This window comes from Thalassospira lucentensis, assembly GCF_032921865.1.
In the GTDB taxonomy this organism is placed as follows: domain Bacteria; phylum Pseudomonadota; class Alphaproteobacteria; order Rhodospirillales; family Thalassospiraceae; genus Thalassospira; species Thalassospira lucentensis_A.
In genome coordinates, this window is record NZ_CP136684.1 from 3,587,343 (window position 1) to 3,606,002 (window position 18,660).

The window sequence follows — 18,660 nt, forward strand, 5'->3', positions numbered from 1 at the left end:
GAAATACAGGAAGAATTCATGATCACCGTCTATGGCATCAAAAACTGCGACACAGTCAAAAAGTCCCTGAAATGGTTCGACGCCAAGGGATTTGAACACAAGTTCCATGATTTCCGCGTTGACGGAATTGATGCCAGAACCATCGAAGGCTGGCTTGCCGAAGTCGGCGGCAAGACCCTTATCAATAAACGCGGTCCAAGCTATCGCAATCTTTCCGATGACGACAAGGCAGTGCTTGAAAATGACGATGCGGCTGCGGCCGAAATCCTTGCTGCCAATCCGACCGTGATCAAACGTCCGGTTGTCGATTTCGGTACAACCCGAACCGTAGCCTATGACGAAGGACGCTGGTCCGAACTGGCCGGAGCATGAGCAGGGAAATGATGGATGCTATCGTGACGAAACCGGTTGTGCGCGGCGTGATCTTTGATTGCGATGGTGTGCTGGTCGATACCGAAAATCTTGCCAACAGGGTCCTGACCGATCTGCTGTGCGAATATGGCTGTGACATGACCCCGGCGCAAAGTCACGAATTCTTTATCGGTGGTACGCTGGCGGCCGTTGCCCCCAAAATGGCGGAATCTTTTGGTGTTACGCTTCCTGACGGCTGGATTAAGGAATGTTATGCCAGAACCTTCAAATCATTTGAAAAAGACCTGAAGCCATACGCCGATCTTGGTGCGGTTCTTGACCTTCTGGACCGCAATGCCATCCCGATGGCAGTTGGCAGCAACGGTCCGCATGACAAGATGGATGTGTCGCTTGGCAAGGTCGGATTGCTGGATCGTTTTCGCGGGCGGATCTGTTCGGCCCATGACGTTGCACATGCCAAACCCGCACCGGATGTTTATCTGCTGGCAGCCGAAAAAATCGGTGTCGATATTACCCAATGCGTTGTGATCGATGACAGCATCAGTGGCGTTCGCGCCGGTGTGGCTTCGGGGGCGACAACAATTGGTCTGGTTGACCTGACACCGGGTGACGCGCTTCGCGATGCTGGGGCGCATTACACCGCCGAAAACCATCTGGCTCTGCGCGATATGTTGGCAAGCTGGTTACGCTAGTTGGAGGTATCGGGCGGCACTGTGGTCAGGACCGCCCGTCTATTGTCCGGCAAGAAAAATTCTTACAATATGCGGTTGGTAAGGTTTTTCTTACTCTCCGATTACAATCCCTTCGCGCCGCGGGTCAGCGCCGCCGATCAATCCCTGATCGGTGATCTGAATAATATGCAGTCCCGAATTCAGATCCCTGATGCTGGTCTCATAGCCAAGGGCTTCAAGGGCGGGGGCAAGCCTTTCGGCTGTTGTCCCGGCTTCAATGTCATAAGTCCCGAAGCGGTTGACCAGATGAGGCATGCTGACTGCACCCTGCGGGCTTTTTTTCCAGTCGATAAGCGCGATCAACGATTGCGCGACATAACCGATAATCCGTGATCCACCGGGCGATCCGGTAACGATCACCGGTTTGCCGTCCTGCATCACAATCGTCGGTGCCATCGAAGACCTTGGCCGTTTGCCAGGTTCCAGCCGATTGGCAATCGGAACGCCGTCGCTGTGGGTGGCAAACGAGAAATCAGTCAGTTCGTTATTTAACATGAAGCCCCGAACCATCAGGCGTGACCCAAAGCCGTTTTCAATCGTGGTTGTCATCGACACCGCATTCCCCATCGCATCGACAATGGAAAAATGGCTGGTGCTGGGGAATTCGATTGCTTCATCATCGGCAAGCCGCATGGCATGGCTGAATGCGGGCATGCCTGGTTCGACACTTTCCAGCGCCTGGTTGCTTTCCAGAAGTTTCGATCTTTGCGCCAGATATTCTTTATCCAGCAATCCGGTCAACGGCATCGGCACAAAATCGATGTCGGCCATGTAACGCCCACGATCGGCAAATGCCAGTCGCGATGCATCGCCGATCAGGCGCCAGCTTTCCGGCGATTCCGCGCCAAGGGCCCCAATATCAAACGGCTCGATCAGGCCCAGAATCTGCCCGACGGTCAAAGCCCCGGATGACGGTGGTCCCATACCACAGATTTCGTATCCGCGATAATCGCTGCAAACCGGATCGCGTTCCTTGACCGTGTAGTTGGTAAGGTCTTTCAACGATAGAACGCCAGGGTTCCAGCTTGCACCCTGAACCTTGGCCACGATGTCATTGGCGATGGGGCCAAAATAAAACCCGTCCGTACCATTTTGCGCCAAACTCTTAAGAGTATTGGCATACTCCGGGTTTTTCAGAAGGGCACCTTCTTCAAGAGGCTCCCCACTGGCATCAAAGAAATATCCCTTTGCCGTATCATCACGCGAAAGCTTTTCACGATCTTCGGCAATCAGTGCGGCAAGGCGTTGCGAAACGTTAAAGCCGATTTCAGCACGTTCAATGGCTGGGGAAAGCAATGTCGGCCACTCAAGCTGTCCCCATTTCTCATGGGCGGTTTTCAGCAATGCAGGGGTCCCCGGTGTCCCAACGGAACGGCCGCCGACAACGGCATCATAGAATTCCATCGGTTGGCCGTTTGCATCCTGAAACAGAGTCGGGGTTGCTGCCATCGGCGCGGTTTCACGACCGTCAACCGTTGTCAGCTTGCCACTGCGCGCATCGTAATAAACCAGAAACGCACCGCCACCCAGACCCGATGATTGCGGTTCGACCAGTCCCAGCATGGTTTGGACGGCGACCATGGCGTCGATTGCATTGCCGCCGCGTCGTAAAACATTGGCACCGGCCTCGACCGCCAGCGGGTTGGCTGCACTGACCATCCAGTTTTCTGATTGTATCGAACTGCGCAATCCGATCCGCATCGTTGAACTTTCCGGGGCGACGGCATCTGTTGCCTGCTGTGCCGTTGCTGGCAGGGCAAGAAGGGCCGTGATCCCGAATGTGACGATTGATGTTTTGAGCCGGAGGCATCCTGTCATACGTACCATGTCACCAACCTTTTTGTTGTGGCTTTGTAAGGTCATGCTTCCAGAAATTGCAGAGATTGAAAAGAAAACAGTTCCTTAGCTCTCAAAAAACAAAAGGCAGGATGCGCTAACATCCTGCCTCTAAACCTGTATTTCGTTCTTGCGATCAATCAGGCCGCAGACTTCTTTGTCGTATTGTCCTGTTTTTCGATCAGGTGCTTTTCAAGCCATTCAACAATGCTGATTGCGGCCTTTTCCCAATTCGCATCCAGCATCATCGCGTGTGCGATATTATCAAGCAGCACGCAATCCGCCCCAAGACGTCGGGCGGTGTGATTGACCACCTCGCTTTGAATGATTTCATCATTGCGTGCCCCAATTGCCAGCATCGGCGGCAGATCGGTTTGCGACAGAAACACCGGATTGCCCCCCATCATGTCCATAAGGGCCCGGTGGCTTTCGGTTTCAAGCCGGCCGAAATAGATCATGCCTTCGTCTTCGGCAATATCGGGTGACAGCATGGCGCGTCCCAGCCGGTCACGCAGCAGCGTGTGTGGGCCGATCGCCTGAAGCCAGAACATCTGAAGATAAAGGTCGGGTTGTGCCATTGCCATCATGGTATTACTGGCAAGAAGTCCCTCGGGCGGGACAGATGCCATCAGGACAGCGGCGGTTGCCTTATGCTTTTCAAGATATTTCTGAATGATGTAGCCGCCCATCGAATGACCGATCAGAATAGGCTTCTGGCCCAGCGTATCGACAACCGTTTCGAGGTCTTCCACATAATCGTCAATCGATGCCAGGCTGCGCAGCTCGCGCCCGCCGCTGCCACCATGGCCGCGCAGCGAAAATGAAATGGTTTCAAACCCCTGATCGGCAAACCAGGTCAGAAAATGTTCGTTCCAGCACCATGCGCCTGTAAATGCACCATGGACGAAAACGACCGGCGTTTTGCATTTGGGCTTGTCGCTTGGGCTGCGGCGAAAAATCTCCAATTCGGGACTCATGGCAGGCCTCCTGCATGCGAACTGTGTGGGGATCACTATAACGTAACATGAAAATCCGGATTTCGCATCCGCAGCATTCGTTTGGATGCTGTATAGTCATACAATTGTATTGTAAATTGCCTTGGGGACGTGGCCGCGGATGATTGTCAGTGTCGTCTGCTTTGCATATGATCTTTATGGGACAGCATTCAAAAGCAGTGCATGGCGTTAAGTCTGACCATCGCATTGACGCGAAAATGATAGCGAAAGCATAGAAAAGCTGGGGTAGATGGTAGAATTATCGGTGGTCGGTATTCTTGCGGGGCTTGATCAGGTCGCACTCGCAGATGTCGAGCGGCACATCAACCGGAAAACATTTTCGGCTGGGGCGCAGATTATTGAACCCGAATCCGACAGTTCGGATGTTTATCTGATTTTGTCGGGTAAGGTCCGAATTGTGAATTATTCTTTATCCGGTCGCGAGATCACGCTGGAAGAAATCGGGGCAGGCGGTTGTGTCGGGCAACTTTCGGCAATAGACGGCGAGCCACGTTCAGCCTGTGTCCTGGCTGTTACAAATACGGATGTCGCGATTGTAAGCCCCGCCAATTTCGAAAAAATCGTCAAAAACCATCCTTCTGTTGCCTGGAGTGTCATCAGGGAACTGGCAAGGATCGTCAGAACATCGACCCGACGCATTGTCGACGTCAGCACACTTGGTGCAAATGAACGGGTTGTTGCGGAAATCCTGCGTTGCTCGCAGATCGAGATCGCAGAAGACGGATCCGCGATGTTAAGTCCTGTGCCCGTGCATTCAGAAATTGCCAGCAGGGTCAGCACATCTCGCGAGACCGTTGCCCGTGTCATGGGAACACTTGCCCGAAATGGTTTGATCGCCAAAGTCGAGTTGGGTCTATATGTGCCCAATGTGCAGCGTCTTGAGGAATTCCTCAGTGAATCGATCCATTAGATCAAAATTGAGGGCAAAGTGATGAATTATCGGCAGAAAATTGAAAATGTTTCACAAATTGTGACGAATGTCACAGAGCCGATTGATTATTCAGGATAGAAAAACAGAGTGACGGGCATTTAATTGGTCCGGCACATCTCCCCCAAGAGAGTTTACTGGCCGTACATTTTTGTACGGCCATTTTTTTTGCGTTTGATCATGGCGTGGTTGTCAGCGGGGCGATAAAGTGTCGCCAGTACAAAGCATCATGAAATCGGAAAACAACTTCATGCGGTTATCTGTTGTTATGGCGGGGTTGAACGGGGCAATCGCGGTTGGGCTGGGGGCATTTGCATCCCATGGCATGGCGGGCGAGGAAATGAACCGTGGGCGCGAGCTTGTGGAAACCGGTGCGCATTATCAACTGGTGCATGCCGTGGGGCTGGCTGCCATCGCGGCTCTTGCCCATCAGGTGCCCGATGAACGGCTTCTGCGCTGGGCGGCTTATGCAATGCTGGCGGGCATTCTGTTCTTTTGCGGGGCGCTTTACGTCATCGCCTTTGCCGGGATCAGCACCTTTGGCATGATCGCCCCGATTGGCGGGCTGTCATTCATAACCGGTTGGCTGATGCTGGCCGGGGCAGGGTGGAAACGGTTTTCCGCCTGACGCGATTCATTCGATCCAGTCAGGCAATAAAAAAGACGCGACCCGAAGGGCACGTCTTTTTTTAATTCCGATAATCCAGTCAGCGTTAGCTGAAAGATTACTTCATTTTCGCTTCTTTGAACTCGACGTGCTTGCGCACGACCGGGTCGTACTTGCGAAACGAGAATTTCTCGGTGGTATTCCGCGGGTTCTTCTTAACGACATAGAAGTAACCGGTATCAGCGGTGCTTACCAACTTTACGAGGATCGAAGCGGGCTTCGCCATATCTCAGCTTCCTGTGTTCAGGTGTATCTCAGGCCGCGGAACATAAAGGTTATGCGCCGGGTGTCAAGCCATTTTGGCAAAAAGAATGCCATTTTTATTGCGAGGCAAAGGTATCGGCAATTTCATTGATCGGTAATTGAGCCAGATCCTTGTAACCCGGAAGGTTTTTGATCAATTCAAGAGCGATATCAATGTCGTTTTCATCAATGCCCTGACGGGCCGGACACACATTTCGAAGGTCCTGTCGCGCTTTTTCATTCTGATAATCAAGCTTGCGCCATTTGGTCATGATGGCAACCATATCATCGCGATGGGCAAGGGCGGATCTGATCTGGTCATTCGGGGCAATTCCGCTGGTTGTCGTGCAGATCGCCGGGAAAAGTCCAATGCGATCAAACGTATAACCCGACGGAGCTGTCATCTGCGACCAGGTAAAGGTCAGCGTGCCTTTATTCGACAGATCATTGATCGCCTGAACCGATCCCTTGCCAAAGCTTGTCGAACCGATCAGGACCGCCCTGTTGCGATCCTGAAGGGCCGCCGCCACCAGTTCGGCCGAGGACGCCGTCCTGCCATCAATCAGCACAACCAGCGGCGCCCCGCGGGTCAGGTCTTCGGGATTTGCCTTGAAGATATGCCGTGCAGCCATCACGCGTGACCGCGTATTGGCGATCGGGCCGCCTGCGATAAACAGATCGGCAACCTCGACCCCCTGCTGTAAAAGCCCGCCGCGATTACCGCGAAGGTCAAGGATTACGCCGCGCAAGCCACCGGGGAAAAGGTCAGCCTTGAGGATTTCATCGCCAAGGGACTGTGCGGTCGCGCTGTTAAAGCTGGCAATCCGGGCAATCAGGACATTATCGCGAATTTCGGTAAATACGGTCCGGCTGATCACCCGTTCGCGCATGATTTCGATGGGGGTGATAACTTGGCTATCGGCACCATTGATTTCGATTGTAACGCGCGTGCCTTCCTCGCCATGCAGAAGGTCGCTGGCATAGGCCGTCGTGCGGTTATAAAGGTTGACCCCGTTCACAGAAATCAGCTGGTCACCAATATCCAGTCCTGCCTTGGCCGCCGGGCTGTCTTCGTGCACCTTCTTGATCACTGGATAGCCATCGCCGCCAATCAGCCGCACACCAACCCCGATATAGCCATCGCGCCGTGTCCGTGCCGTTTCGGCCTGATTGGGCCCCTCATAACGGCTGTAACGGTCAAGGTTCTTGATCGATCCGCTGACCAGTGCCGATTGTACCGAAAGCGCATCCGCATGCCGCAAATCGGGCGAATAAACCCGGTAAATACCAACACCCTTAAGGGTCAGTTCGGTCCATAAAAGCGTGTCCTGTTCTTCGCTGTCGGCGTCGGGCAGGGCAAGGTTGCGAACAGTTTTGCCATTATAGCCAAGGATAATCTCGTCCGGCGTCATGCCGATACGGATATTCGGATCAATTGCCGAAAGTCCGTCCAGCGCATTGACAACAATCTGTTCGCGTCCCACAGGATCAATATAGCGTGTCGCCACCAGTTCGATCGCCTGCGACATCACATCGCGGGTTTGCTGATCATCATTTGAAATGATCGCGTCACCACGCTGGGCGGCACAGCCCGCCAGCAAAAGGCAAATACCAACCATTCCCGCAACGCGCATGATCGGGCGCGACGCCGGGCGGGAGAGAACAGGACCGATATCTCGTGTGGCTGATGCCAAAATGTGCTCAATCCGAAAGGAGATAGCTCAACGTAAAAGTCATTCTACTGCGATTGGCGCGCAGTCGACAATGACTATCCCTTGATCTTCATCGCCCATTGGGTGCCAAGCACCGCCCCCTTGATGAAGGGCAAGAAGGCAAGGCAGAGCAAGACGGTTGTTGGAAGCCAGACAGATAGTTGCAGTGCGATTGATGGCTGCATGGATTGCTCCATCGAAAGCGCACCACCAACAACGATATGACCGACAATGAAAATCGTGAAATAGGGCGGGGCGTCATCACAGCGATATTCGCCGATCGGATGCGCGCAGCAATCACATTCATCGCGCAGTTTTAGGTACCCGCCAAAGGCAAAGCCATGCCCGCAATTGGGGCATTTGCGCCGAAATCCGCGGCTAAGACCGGTCAGCAGGCGCGATCCGCTGCTTTGTTCGCTATATTCTGGCTGCATGGTGGCATTCGTTCCTGTTTCTTGATCCAGCCCCTTGATCAGGCCGGAAAAAAGGGGCATTGAAACGGTTCGCTATCATCATGAAGTTGAAGTGATCGGGCAAGTGCTTTTCCGGCATGGCTGAAAACTGTGCTGAAAACCGTTATAATGACGATCCTTTGATACTGATGTCTTCAACCCGGTACAGGAGCGCCCAGATGGGGAATGCAGACGATATCGTCGCCCGACTGAAACAGGATTTCATTGAAGACACCCTTGAACGCACCGATCGCATCGAAACAACCATTGATCGTGTCGCCGGTGGCATGGACAAGGCCGATGTAGGCATTGCTGAACTAAGGCGCGAGGCGCACACTGTCAAAGGTCTTGCCGGTTCATTCGGTTTCCCGCTGGTTGGTGCGATTGCACACCGCATGGAAGATTATATCGCCGAACTGACCGAGATCGACGATCTCGAAGCCGCGTCGCTTGTCGATTTCACGACATGGATCCGCGAAATCATCGAAAGCGGTACCAATCCCCCGGCGGAGGAAGAAACCCGCATCCTCCGGTCACTTCCGACGCGAAGTGCCAAAAAGGATGACGAAGGCGCGGCGGCAGACACACCGGCTGCGCACGATAAGGAAGTCCTGATCGTTACCGCAACCACGGTGCAGGCCCATTTCCTGCAACGCGAATTGCGTGAAAAAGGCTTCCGGACCATTACCGCACGCACCGCAGTCGAGGCGTTTCAAACCGTCGTTCAATCGCGCCCGGATGCAATCATCACTGCCGCGGTCCTTGATGGTTTGAGCGGTATCGAACTGATCCGTGCTCTTGCCGCTATGAAAACACTGAAAGGCAAGGCACTTGGCCTTTTGACCAGCTTCGATGCATCCCACCCTGATCTCGAAGGGCTGCCGTCAAATGTCGCGATCATTTCCAACCGGGGCAAGCAAACGGCGGAACATCTGGCGAAGTTCATCGAAACGCTGGGCTGATTGATAAATCCGATATCAATGAAAAGGGCGACCATCGTGGTCGCCCTTTTTGTTTAACTATCGCGTTTGGTCGTGTTTCGTGCGACCCGGCTTGATGCCACCAGCTTGCGCTGTTTTTTCGGTGTGGTTTTCTTTTTGCTCGCAGCCTTGGTACCAGGCTTGCCACCCGGTTTTCCACTGCGGGGACCACCACCAGATGCGCCGCTTTTATCCTTTGGATTGGCACGAAAGCCCGGTTTTGTCCCATGGCGATGGTTGCGGTCACCCGGGCTGCCACGGCGTTTGCCGCGCCCGCGTGGCCGCTCGATCAGATCACGGTCGGTAATATCGGCATGTCCCGCCAGACGAAGCGCAAGCGACCCGGTTGCCGCGTCTGCCTCGGCAATGCGGACAACGACATCATCGCCCAGGCGGAATGTCTTGCCGCGATTTTGCCCGACCAGCGCATGACCGACGGCATCATGCACATAATAATCATCGGGCAGGGTGGATATCGGGATCAAACCATCCGCGCCGGTCTCGTTGAGCGACACGAACAGGCCAAAATGCGTGACCCCCGAAACACGACCGGGGAATTCCGCACCGACCTTGTCGGCCATATAGGCCGCAACATAACGATCGACCGCATCGCGTTCGGCCATCGCCGCCCGGCGTTCGGTGCCGGAAATGTCTTCGCCGATCTGTTCGAACCGTTCGCCATCTTCGGGCGGCAATCCGCCTTCGCCAAGTTTCAGACCCGCGATCAGAGCACGATGCACCAGAAGATCGGCATAACGCCGGATCGGGGATGTGAAATGGGCGTATTTCTTAAGCGCGAGACCAAAGTGCCCGATATTGTCCGGGCTATACATCGCCTGTGACTGGCTGCGCAGCACAACCGTATTGATCAGCTCGGCCTCGGGGGTGTCCTTGGCCTGTTCAAGGATGCGGTTGAAATCACGCGGTCGCAGGACCGCCCCCTTGTTCAGCTTGTAACCAGCACCCTCAAGGAATTCATGAAGCGCCTCAAGCTTCTCCTCGCTTGGGGCATCGTGAATACGATACATGCAGGGCTGCTTGATCCGTTCAAGTTCCTCGGCCGCACAGACATTGGCCGCGACCATGAATTCCTCAATCAGCTTGTGGCTGTCAAAGCGTGCCCGCGGGGCAATGGCAATAATCTGGCCCTTGTCATTCAGCTCGATCTTGCGTTCCGGAAGGTCAAGTTCCAGAACACCACGTCCTTTGCGCGCTTCAAGAAATGCTTCATACGCGCCGTAAAGCGGCTTGATAATGGTGTCAAGCAACGGGCCGGTGGTGTCGTCAGGATAACCATCCATCGCGCGCTGAACCTGATCATAGGTCAGGCGCGCTGCTGATCGCATCATCCCGCGACAGAATTTGTGCCGCAGTTTGGTCCCATGCTTGTTCAGCCACATCTCGACGGCCATACAGCCGCGGTCTTCGTGCGGAACCAGCGAACACCAGCCGTTGGACAGTTCAAACGGCAACATTGGCACAACCCGGTCCGGGAAATAGCAACTGTTGCCGCGCTTTACCGCTTCACGGTCGAGCGCGTCATGCGGGCGCACGTACCAGGACACATCGGCAATCGCGACCATGATGTGCCAGCCACCTTCATTCTCCGGATCAGGATCGGGTTCGGCCCAGACGGCATCGTCAAAGTCGCGCGCATCGGCTCCGTCAATCGTCACCAGCGGAATATCGCGCAGATCGGTGCGCTTGCCCATTGGCGTCGCCTTGGACTCACGCGCCTGCAATTCGACTTCCGGCGGGAATTCAAACGGAATACCGCGCGCATGGATCGATACCAGACTGATCGATTTCGGTTCGTTGATATTGCCAAGGACCTCGGTAATCCGGCCCTTGCGTAGGCCGAAATGCTTGCCCGGCAGAATTTCAGTCAGAACCAGTGCCCCACCTTCAAGATCGGGATGATCATCCAGCGGCACGGCAATCTCGCCCGCATCCTTGCGGTCCGTGGGGACAACCCGGCCTTCGCGTTCATTCGGGCGGAAAATGCCCAGAACACGTTGCGGGCCGCTGCCCAGAACCCGCATGATGCTGGCTTCATAGGTCTGCTTGCCGGTATAGCGCAGTTTGGCAAGGATCTTGTCGCCAATGCCCGGTGCGCTTGGTCCGCCGCGCCGGATCATTTTCACGTAAATTACCGGCGGTTCATAATCTTCTTTCCAGACATTGGGGCGGGCAATCACTTCGCCTTCGTCATCAATACCGGTGATTTCCAGTACCTCGACAGGCGGCAGGCGGTCGGGTTTGTCAAACCGTCTGCGGCCCTTGACCACGTCACCACCGATTTTCAGATCCTTCAGGATCTTTTTAAGCTCGATCTTCGCAGCACCCTTGATGTTAAAGGCGCGCGCAATCTCGCGCTTACCCACCGGGGTAGGGCTCATATCGATGAATTCCATAATCTGTTCCCGGGTCGGGAACGGGGTTTTATTTTCTGTGTCGTTCGCCAACTTCGCGGCGTCCTTTCAATTGTATCGTCAAGAAAAGGAAGGCGGCGATTAGTTCGCCGCCTCTTTCTTCGTTGTTTTCTTGGCTGCGGGTTTCTTTGCAGCGGTCTTTTGGGCGGTCGGTTTCTTCGCGGCCGCCTTTTTTGTTGTTGTCTTTTTTGCGGCGGCTTTGGTCGCCTTGGCCGGTTTGCCCGATTTGGCTTCCTTTTCCTTCAGCGCCGCAATGGCCATTTCCAGCGTGACATCTTCCTTGTTTGTGTCACGCGGCAGGTTGGCATTGGTTTTCTTGTGTTTGACAAACGGGCCCCAACGGCCATCAGCTAGGAATATCGGTTCGCCGTCATCCGGATGTTTGCCAATTTCCTTGCCGGCCTTTTCGCGTTTGTCCGCAATCAGCGCAATCGCACGGTTTTCACCAACCGTCAGAACGTCATCCTCGGCCTTAAGCGACGCAAAGATGCTGCCTGCCTGAACATAGGGACCAAACCGGCCGACATTGGCCTTGATTTCCTCGCCGGTGTCGGGGAAGACGCCGACCAGACGTGGCAATGTCAGCAATTCTTCCGCCTTGGTCAGATCGACAACTGATGGCTCCAGCCCTTTTGGAAGCGATGTCCGCTTCGGCTTGACCTTTTTGGGTTTGCCGTTCTTGCCTTCAACTTCCTCTTCTTCACCCAGTTGCACATAAACGCCATACGGGCCTTTGCGCAGGGTGATTTCCTTGCCGGTTTCCTTATCGATGCCAAGCACCTTGGGCCCGGCATCAAGTTCGGAATCACCGCCATTTTCATTGGCAACCAGCGGACGGGTAAAGTTGCATTCCGGATAATTCGAACAGCCGAGGAACGCACCGAATTTGCCGAGCTTGAGGCTGAGCGTGCCATCGGCACATTTCGGGCATTTATGCGGGTCTGTACCATCTTCGCGTGCCGGGAACAGGTAATTTTCAAGCATCACCTGAAGCGCATCAAGCACATCGGTGATCTTCAGTTCCTTGGCTTCGTCAACATTGCCCTTGAATGCGGCCCAGAACTGGTTCAGGACATCGCGCCAGGCAAGACTGCCGTTTGAAACGTCATCAAGCTGGTTTTCCAGATCGGCAGTAAAGTTGTACTGCACATAACGTTCAAAGAATTTCGACAGGAATGCCGTGACCAGACGGCCGCGATCCTGTGCGACAAAGCGGCGCTTGTCCAGCGTCACATAATCGCGATCCTGCAACACCGAAATGATCGACGCATAGGTCGACGGACGGCCAATGCCCAGCTCTTCCATCTTCTTGACCAGGCTTGCCTCGGTATAGCGGGGCGGGGGCTGGGTGAAATGCTGGTCGATACTGACTTTGCCAAGATCAGGCTTCTGGCCTTCTTTTAACGGCGGTAGACGGCGATCATTTTCGTCCTCGGTCTCGTCATCCTTGCCTTCCTGATACAGCTTCAGGAAACCGTCGAATTTGACGACCGAACCATTGGCACGCAGAACCACGTGATTGTCATTCGATGACAGATCAACCGCAACCTGATCGAATTTGGCGTCTTCCATCTGGCAGGCCACGGTCCGTTTCCAGATCAGGGTATAAAGGTTCAACTGATCCTTATCAAGATGACGGGCAACCTGATCGGGACGACGGAACAGGTCGGTCGGACGGATGGCCTCGTGGGCTTCCTGTGCGTTCTTGGCCTTGTTGGCAAAGCTGCGTGCGCTTGGCGGCAGGTAACTTTCGCCGTAATCCTTGGTAATCAGGCGGCGTGCTGCGGCCAGTGCCTCGCCAGAAAGAACCACGGCGTCGGTACGCATATAGGTGATCAGACCAACCGTCTCGCCACCGATATCAACCCCTTCATAAAGGCGCTGCGCAAGTTGCATCGTGCGTTTTGCACCAAAACCAAGCTTGCGCGATGCTTCCTGCTGCAGGGTCGATGTGGTGAAAGGCGGCTGCGGACGGCGTTTGACGTCCTTGCGTTCGACCTTTGAAACCGTGTAGCTGCGGCTTTCGACCTTTTCCTTGGCAATCGTTGCCGCACCCTCGTTGCCCAGTGCCAGCTTGTCCAGCTTCTCACCGTTCAGATGGGTCAGGCGCGCGGTAAAGTTGCCCTCAGGCACCTTGAAACCGGCTTCCAGCGACCAGTATTCGTCGGGGCGGAATGCTTCGATCTCGATCTCGCGTTCGCAGATCAGACGAAGGGCGACGGACTGCACGCGACCTGCAGACCGCGAACCGGGCAATTTGCGCCAAAGGACAGGCGACAGGTTAAAGCCCACCAGATAATCAAGGGCACGGCGCGCCAGATAGGCATCGACCAGTTCCTGATTAAGCTCGCGCGGATTGGCAATCGCGTCCGTCACGGCCTTTTTGGTGATCTCGTGGAACACGACACGATGAACGTCGCGACCGCGCAAAAGCTTTTTCTGTTCCAGAACTTCCAGAATATGCCACGAAATCGCTTCCCCTTCGCGATCCGGGTCAGTCGCGAGATAGATGGTGTCGGCATCGCGTGCGGCCGATGCGATCTCGCGGATCTGTTTTTCCGAACGGCCATCGGTTTCCCAGACCATCGAAAAATCATTGTCGGGATCAACCGATCCATCTTTTGACGGAAGATCGCGGATGTGACCAAAAGAGGCCAGCACCTTGTAATCGTCACCGAGATATTTATTGATCGTCTTGGCTTTGGCCGGGGATTCGACGATGACAAGATTTATTACGTTTTTCGTGTCCGGTTCTTGCGCCCTGGGGCGATAATGTATGTCGTGCTGCGAATGATCCGAATGTCCGACACTTATATATAGTGTGACCGTCTTTCAGATCAGATTGCGCAAATTGCGGCAAATCACAACAATATTGTCGCAGCACGGATGTCTGCGACACTCATTCGGCGATACGCGATACCCTATTTCCGGGGTGACGTTCAACCCTTCCTGCAAGCTCAAGCTCAATCAGCATGGTCGAAATCACATCGGCAGGCATGCCCGATGCCCGGATAAGCTGATCAATCAGTAGCGGGCTGGTCGACAATAGCTCGAGAACATCTTCTGTTCCGCGACCCTCATTTCGTGATCGGTCATTTACCCCGGTTTCTTCTTGGTTATCAACGCTTTCAGAGCTGTCATCAATGGTGCCGGTTCTGGTATCGCGTTCGATGGATTTGGTGATGTCGCTGAAATCATCTGACTGGCCGTTTACGATTGTCGCACGGCTGTCGATGGCAAAATGATGAATTCCTTCACGCAGATGGTTGTTTTGCAGCGAAACACGCAAGGCATCCAAAATCACATCAACGGAGTCGCACAGGATCGCACCATCCCGGATCAGGCTGTTGGGACCTGCCGCGCGGGGATCGGTCGGACTGCCCGGAACGGCAAAAACATCGCGACCCTGTTCTCCGGCAAAACGTGCGGTGATCAGTGATCCCGAATTGCGTCCGGCCTCGACCACGACGATGCCGTGCGAAAGTCCGGAAATGATCCGGTTGCGCCTTGGAAAATGCCGTGCCTGCGGATTTAATCCCGGCGGCATTTCCGAAATCACACAGCCATTTTCACAAAGCTTGCGATACAGATCGGCATGTTCCCGCGGATAAACCACATCCACACCGCCGCCCAGAACCGCAACGGTGCCACCAACTTTATTTGCGACCTGCAGGCAGGCATCGTGAACCGCGCCGTCAATCCCGCGCGCCATACCCGATGCTACGACATATCCAGCCTCGCACAGGGCGGCTGATAAACGCCGGGCAAACCCGCATCCATTGGCCGATGCATTACGGGCTCCGACGATCCCGATGGTTGGTCTGGTTAAAAGTTCAACGCGTCCGAGTGCATAAAAATAGGGTGGGGCATCCTCGATCGTGGCCAGCATCGCCGGATATTCAGGATCGCCGATAATTACCGGCTTGGCATCGCAGGCCCGCGCCTGATCAATTTCGGCAATCGTGTCTTCACGCGTCGCCAGAACAATCTGCCGCTTGCCACCGGTGCGTGCGATAATATCGGGCAGGGCGTCAATTGCATTGCGTGCTGATCCGAACCGCTCGATCAGCTTGCGGAATGTGACCGGTCCGACATTGGCACTTCGCGCCAGTCGCATGCGTGCGAGGCGTTCGGATTGCGCTAATCGTATCGGTTGTTGTGCATCTGAAACCATAACGCCCGGATTGTGATCATCCGGGCGTTGTTTCGTCAAGCTATTCGAATTGCGGCCTATTCTTCGCTGGCAGCTGCGGCTTCTTTTTTCTTCTGGCCGATTTTGGGTTCCTCGCCTTTGATCAGGCGGCGGATATTGCTGTGATGAGCACCCCAGACAATCACGGCAAGGAAGATCGCAAGCCATCCGGCACCGGGATCATTGGCGATCAGGAAGGCCGCAATCGGGGCAGCGATCATCGCGATAAGCGCCGAAAGCGACGAAATGCGGAAAATCAGCGCCATGACAAGCCACGTCCCTGCCGCTACAAGCCCCATGATCCAGTTTACCGCGACAAGGGTGCCAAGGGTGGTGGCAACACCTTTACCGCCCTTGAAACGCAGCCAGACGGGGAACATATGCCCGATAACCGCGGCGCCACCGGCAAAAATGCCGGCTTCGGCACTGACGAAGTGGGTAAAAAGCAGGGCTGCCGCTGCACCCTTGCCGACATCACCGACAAGGGTCAGGAACGCCAGAAACTTGTTCCCGGTACGCAGCACGTTGGTCGCACCGATATTGCCTGATCCGATCTTGCGGATATCACCAAGTCCGGCCATCCGCGTCAGAACAAGGCCAAACGGGATCGAGCCCAGTAGATATCCGCAAACAGTTGCAATCTGGAGCGACATCAGGGTTGCCTTGTAAGTGGCATCAAGTTCCATATTCACGCGCCTTCCACGACAGAGGGATCGGCAAAAACCTCGCGACCATCAATGATGGTGCGAAGGACACGGCCCTGGGTCAGGCGGCCGTCAAATGGCGAATTTTTCGATTTTGACTCGAACTGATAGGGATCGATCTTCCATGGGCGATCCGGATCAAACAGCACCAGATCAGCAGCCGTCCCGATTTCAAGCGTGCCAGCACCCTTGATGCGCACCAGTCCCGCCGGGGCTGTCGTCAGCTTGGTAATCACGTCAAGCATCGACATATGCCCGTTGTGATAAAGCTCAAGCGTGATCGGCAGAAGCGTTTCAAAACCAACGCCACCGGCGGCGGCCTGTGCAAAAGGCAGGCGTTTGGAGTCAACATCCTGCGGATTATGGTCGGATGCGATGGCATCAATCGTGCCATCGGCAAGGCCCGCCACAATCGCCTGCCGGTCGTCCTCGGATCGAAGCGGCGGCGACAGCTTGGCAAAGGTTCGGTAATCCGAAACCGCATTTTCATTAAGTGCGAAATAGAAAGGCGCGGTATCGCACGTGACCTTAAGGCCGCGTTTCTTGGCCTTGCGGATTATCTCGACCGATTCCCCGGTCGAGATATGGGCAAAATGCAAACGTCCGCCCGTCATTTCAACCAGCCGCAAATCGCGCTCTATCTGCATGACTTCGGCAAGAGGTGATACACCGCTAAGACCAAGGCGGGTGGCAAGTTCGCCGCTATTCATTGCCGCACCCTTGGAAAGTTCCGGCTCCTCGGGATGCTGGACGATCATGCCGTCAAAGAAGGTCGAATAGGACAATGCCTGTCGCAGCAATCGGGCGCTGGCGATGGTTTTCACGCCATCACAAAACGCCACGGCACCGGCCTGATGCAAAAGGCCCATCTCGGTGATTTCGCCACCTTCTATGCCCTTTGATACCGCGCCATAGGCAAAAACCTTGGCCAGGCCAACCTTGCGGGCGCGGCGGGCGATGAATTCGACACCGGCGACATCATCAATCACCGGATCGGTGTTGGGCAGGGCGATGATCGTGGTGATCCCGCCCGCTGCCGCCGAACGGCCGGCGGTTTCGATGGTTTCCTGATGTTCGAACCCCGGATCGCGCAATTGCGCGCGCATATCTACAAGGCCGGGCGCAAGACACGCACCCGCAGCATCAACAATCTCGCAATCCTTGGGAAGATTGTCGCGCGTGACCTTTGCGCCGCAATCAATGATCTTGCTGTTTTCAATCAGGATGCCGCCCGTGCTGTCGGTTTGTGCGGCCGGGTCAAGCAGGCGGGCATTGATGATGGCCTTGCGGCCCGTGCCCTTTACACGAATGGCTGGGGTCATGCCTGGCCTCCGAGCTGTCTGTGGTTCTGGACCAGCAATTCAAGGGCGGCCATGCGCACTGCAACCCCCATTTCAACCTGTTCGCGGATGACTGATCGTTCAACGTCGTCGGCGACTTCACTGTCAATCTCGACGCCGCAATTCATCGGGCCGGGATGCATGATCAGCGCATCGGGCTTGGCATTGGCAAGCTTGGCGCGATCAAGGCCGTGGAAATGGAAATATTCACGGACGGACGGGATGAAGCTTCCTTCCATGCGTTCCAGCTGAAGGCGCAGCATCATGACGATGTCGCAATCCTTAAGGCCTTCTTCCATGTCATGGAAAATCTCGACCCCCATCCGGTCGATTTTTGACGGGATCAGGGTCGGGGGGGCGACAAGGCGCACGCGCGATCCCATGGTATTGAGCAGCAGGATGTTGGATCGGGCGACGCGCGAATGCGCGATATCGCCGCAGATCGCAACGTTAAGCCGATGCAGGCGGCCCTTGTGACGGCGAATGGTCAGCGCATCAAGCAACGCCTGTGTCGGGTGCTCGTGTCGGCCATCCCCGGCATTGAGAACTGCGCAATTGACCTTCTCGCTCAGAAGCTTGACCGCGCCGCTGTCGCCATGGCGGACCACAAGTGCATCCGGGTTCATCGCATTGAGCGTCATCGCGGTATCAATCAGGGTTTCACCCTTTTTGACCGAACTGGTGCCGACCGTCATGTTGATCACCATCGCACCAAGCCGCTTGGCGGCCAGTTCAAACGATGTCAGCGTTCGGGTCGAGTTTTCATAGAACAGATTGACGACCGTGGCCCCGGCAAGAATGTTGCTGGTCTTGTCTGCGGTGCGGTTCTTTTCCGCATAATGCTGGGCACGATCAAGAATAAGGGTGATTTCCCCCGGGGTAAGACCTTCGATACCGAGGAGGTGAGGGTGCGGATAGTGATCCGCCGCTGGTCCCATGACACTCATGGCGTTGCACATATTCCTTAAATGGTATGGGCAGAATTTCGCGCGGAGCATACCCAATTGCCCCTGTCACGGAAAGTTAAAATATTGCCCCAAAAAGCTGACCGGATG

General features: G+C 55.1%; 16 protein-coding genes. 5 read left to right on the forward strand and 11 right to left on the reverse strand.

The annotated features are described in order from the left end of the window. Positions 1-18 precede the first annotated feature (18 nt). Together R1T41_RS17345 and R1T41_RS17350 are read left to right on the forward strand one after the other, a co-directional pair. The gene (locus R1T41_RS17345) at positions 19-372 is read left to right on the forward strand and encodes an ArsC/Spx/MgsR family protein (RefSeq protein ID WP_062959772.1); all 354 of its coding nucleotides are present in this window, start codon (positions 19-21) and stop codon (positions 370-372) included. A gap of 8 nt (positions 373-380) precedes the next feature. Further along, on the forward strand, positions 381-1,064 hold the full coding sequence (locus R1T41_RS17350) for an HAD family phosphatase (protein ID WP_317338163.1): 684 nt from the start codon (positions 381-383) through the stop codon (positions 1,062-1,064). A gap of 90 nt (positions 1,065-1,154) precedes the next feature. On the opposite strand, the gene ggt is transcribed toward R1T41_RS17350, so the two are convergent. Beyond that, the gene (ggt, locus tag R1T41_RS17355; protein WP_317338165.1) at positions 1,155-2,930 is read right to left on the reverse strand and encodes a gamma-glutamyltransferase; all 1,776 of its coding nucleotides are present in this window, start codon (positions 2,928-2,930) and stop codon (positions 1,155-1,157) included. 149 nt (positions 2,931-3,079) lie between these two features. After that, positions 3,080-3,916: an alpha/beta hydrolase gene (locus R1T41_RS17360; RefSeq protein WP_317338167.1), complete on the reverse strand. Its 837-nt coding sequence runs from the start codon at positions 3,914-3,916 to the stop codon at positions 3,080-3,082. A gap of 268 nt (positions 3,917-4,184) precedes the next feature. On the opposite strand from R1T41_RS17360, the gene R1T41_RS17365 reads away from it, so the two are divergent. Continuing rightward, positions 4,185-4,865, forward strand: coding sequence for a Crp/Fnr family transcriptional regulator (locus R1T41_RS17365; protein ID WP_062949157.1), 681 nt, complete (start codon positions 4,185-4,187; stop codon positions 4,863-4,865). 268 nt (positions 4,866-5,133) lie between these two features. Further along, positions 5,134-5,511 (forward strand): DUF423 domain-containing protein, encoded by a 378-nt coding sequence (locus tag R1T41_RS17370; protein ID WP_317338170.1) that lies wholly within the window; start codon positions 5,134-5,136, stop codon positions 5,509-5,511. A 97-nt stretch (positions 5,512-5,608) separates the two neighbouring features. Here the strand turns inward: R1T41_RS17370 and rpmG are convergent, their stop codons facing one another. The 3 genes from rpmG to R1T41_RS17385 form a co-directional block, all read right to left on the reverse strand. Continuing rightward, a complete protein-coding gene (rpmG, locus tag R1T41_RS17375; protein ID WP_007089918.1) occupies positions 5,609-5,776 on the reverse strand; it encodes a 50S ribosomal protein L33 in 168 nt (55 codons plus the stop codon). 94 nt (positions 5,777-5,870) lie between these two features. After that, positions 5,871-7,487 carry a S41 family peptidase gene (locus R1T41_RS17380; RefSeq protein WP_317338175.1) on the reverse strand — a complete coding sequence of 539 codons (1,617 nt, stop codon included), beginning with the start codon at positions 7,485-7,487 and terminating at the stop codon, positions 5,871-5,873. A gap of 74 nt (positions 7,488-7,561) precedes the next feature. Next, positions 7,562-7,999: a DUF983 domain-containing protein gene (locus R1T41_RS17385; RefSeq protein ID WP_062959734.1), complete on the reverse strand. Its 438-nt coding sequence runs from the start codon at positions 7,997-7,999 to the stop codon at positions 7,562-7,564. Between the two features lie 137 nt (positions 8,000-8,136). On the opposite strand from R1T41_RS17385, the gene R1T41_RS17390 reads away from it, so the two are divergent. After that, positions 8,137-8,919, forward strand: a complete 783-nt coding sequence (locus tag R1T41_RS17390; protein WP_097050370.1) for an Hpt domain-containing protein — start codon at positions 8,137-8,139, stop codon at positions 8,917-8,919. A gap of 53 nt (positions 8,920-8,972) precedes the next feature. On the opposite strand, the gene rnr is transcribed toward R1T41_RS17390, so the two are convergent. The 6 genes from rnr to R1T41_RS17420 form a co-directional block, all read right to left on the reverse strand. After that, positions 8,973-11,402 carry a ribonuclease R gene (gene rnr, locus R1T41_RS17395; protein WP_317338179.1) on the reverse strand — a complete coding sequence of 810 codons (2,430 nt, stop codon included), beginning with the start codon at positions 11,400-11,402 and terminating at the stop codon, positions 8,973-8,975. Between the two features lie 48 nt (positions 11,403-11,450). Further along, positions 11,451-14,102 carry a type I DNA topoisomerase gene (gene topA, locus R1T41_RS17400; RefSeq protein ID WP_317341587.1) on the reverse strand — a complete coding sequence of 884 codons (2,652 nt, stop codon included), beginning with the start codon at positions 14,100-14,102 and terminating at the stop codon, positions 11,451-11,453. A gap of 166 nt (positions 14,103-14,268) precedes the next feature. Then, positions 14,269-15,582 (reverse strand): DNA-processing protein DprA, encoded by a 1,314-nt coding sequence (gene dprA / locus R1T41_RS17405; RefSeq protein ID WP_317338181.1) that lies wholly within the window; start codon positions 15,580-15,582, stop codon positions 14,269-14,271. A gap of 17 nt (positions 15,583-15,599) precedes the next feature. Further along, positions 15,600-16,247 carry a glycerol-3-phosphate 1-O-acyltransferase PlsY gene (gene plsY, locus R1T41_RS17410; RefSeq protein ID WP_317341588.1) on the reverse strand — a complete coding sequence of 216 codons (648 nt, stop codon included), beginning with the start codon at positions 16,245-16,247 and terminating at the stop codon, positions 15,600-15,602. Positions 16,248-16,249: 2 nt separating this feature from the next. After that, entirely contained in the window at positions 16,250-17,587 is a 1,338-nt protein-coding gene (locus R1T41_RS17415; RefSeq protein WP_317338183.1) for a dihydroorotase, read from the reverse strand. Further along, positions 17,584-18,543, reverse strand: a complete 960-nt coding sequence (locus R1T41_RS17420; RefSeq protein ID WP_317341589.1) for an aspartate carbamoyltransferase catalytic subunit — start codon at positions 18,541-18,543, stop codon at positions 17,584-17,586. Before R1T41_RS17420 ends, R1T41_RS17415 begins: the two co-directional genes overlap by 4 nt. Positions 18,544-18,660: the final 117 nt, after the last annotated feature.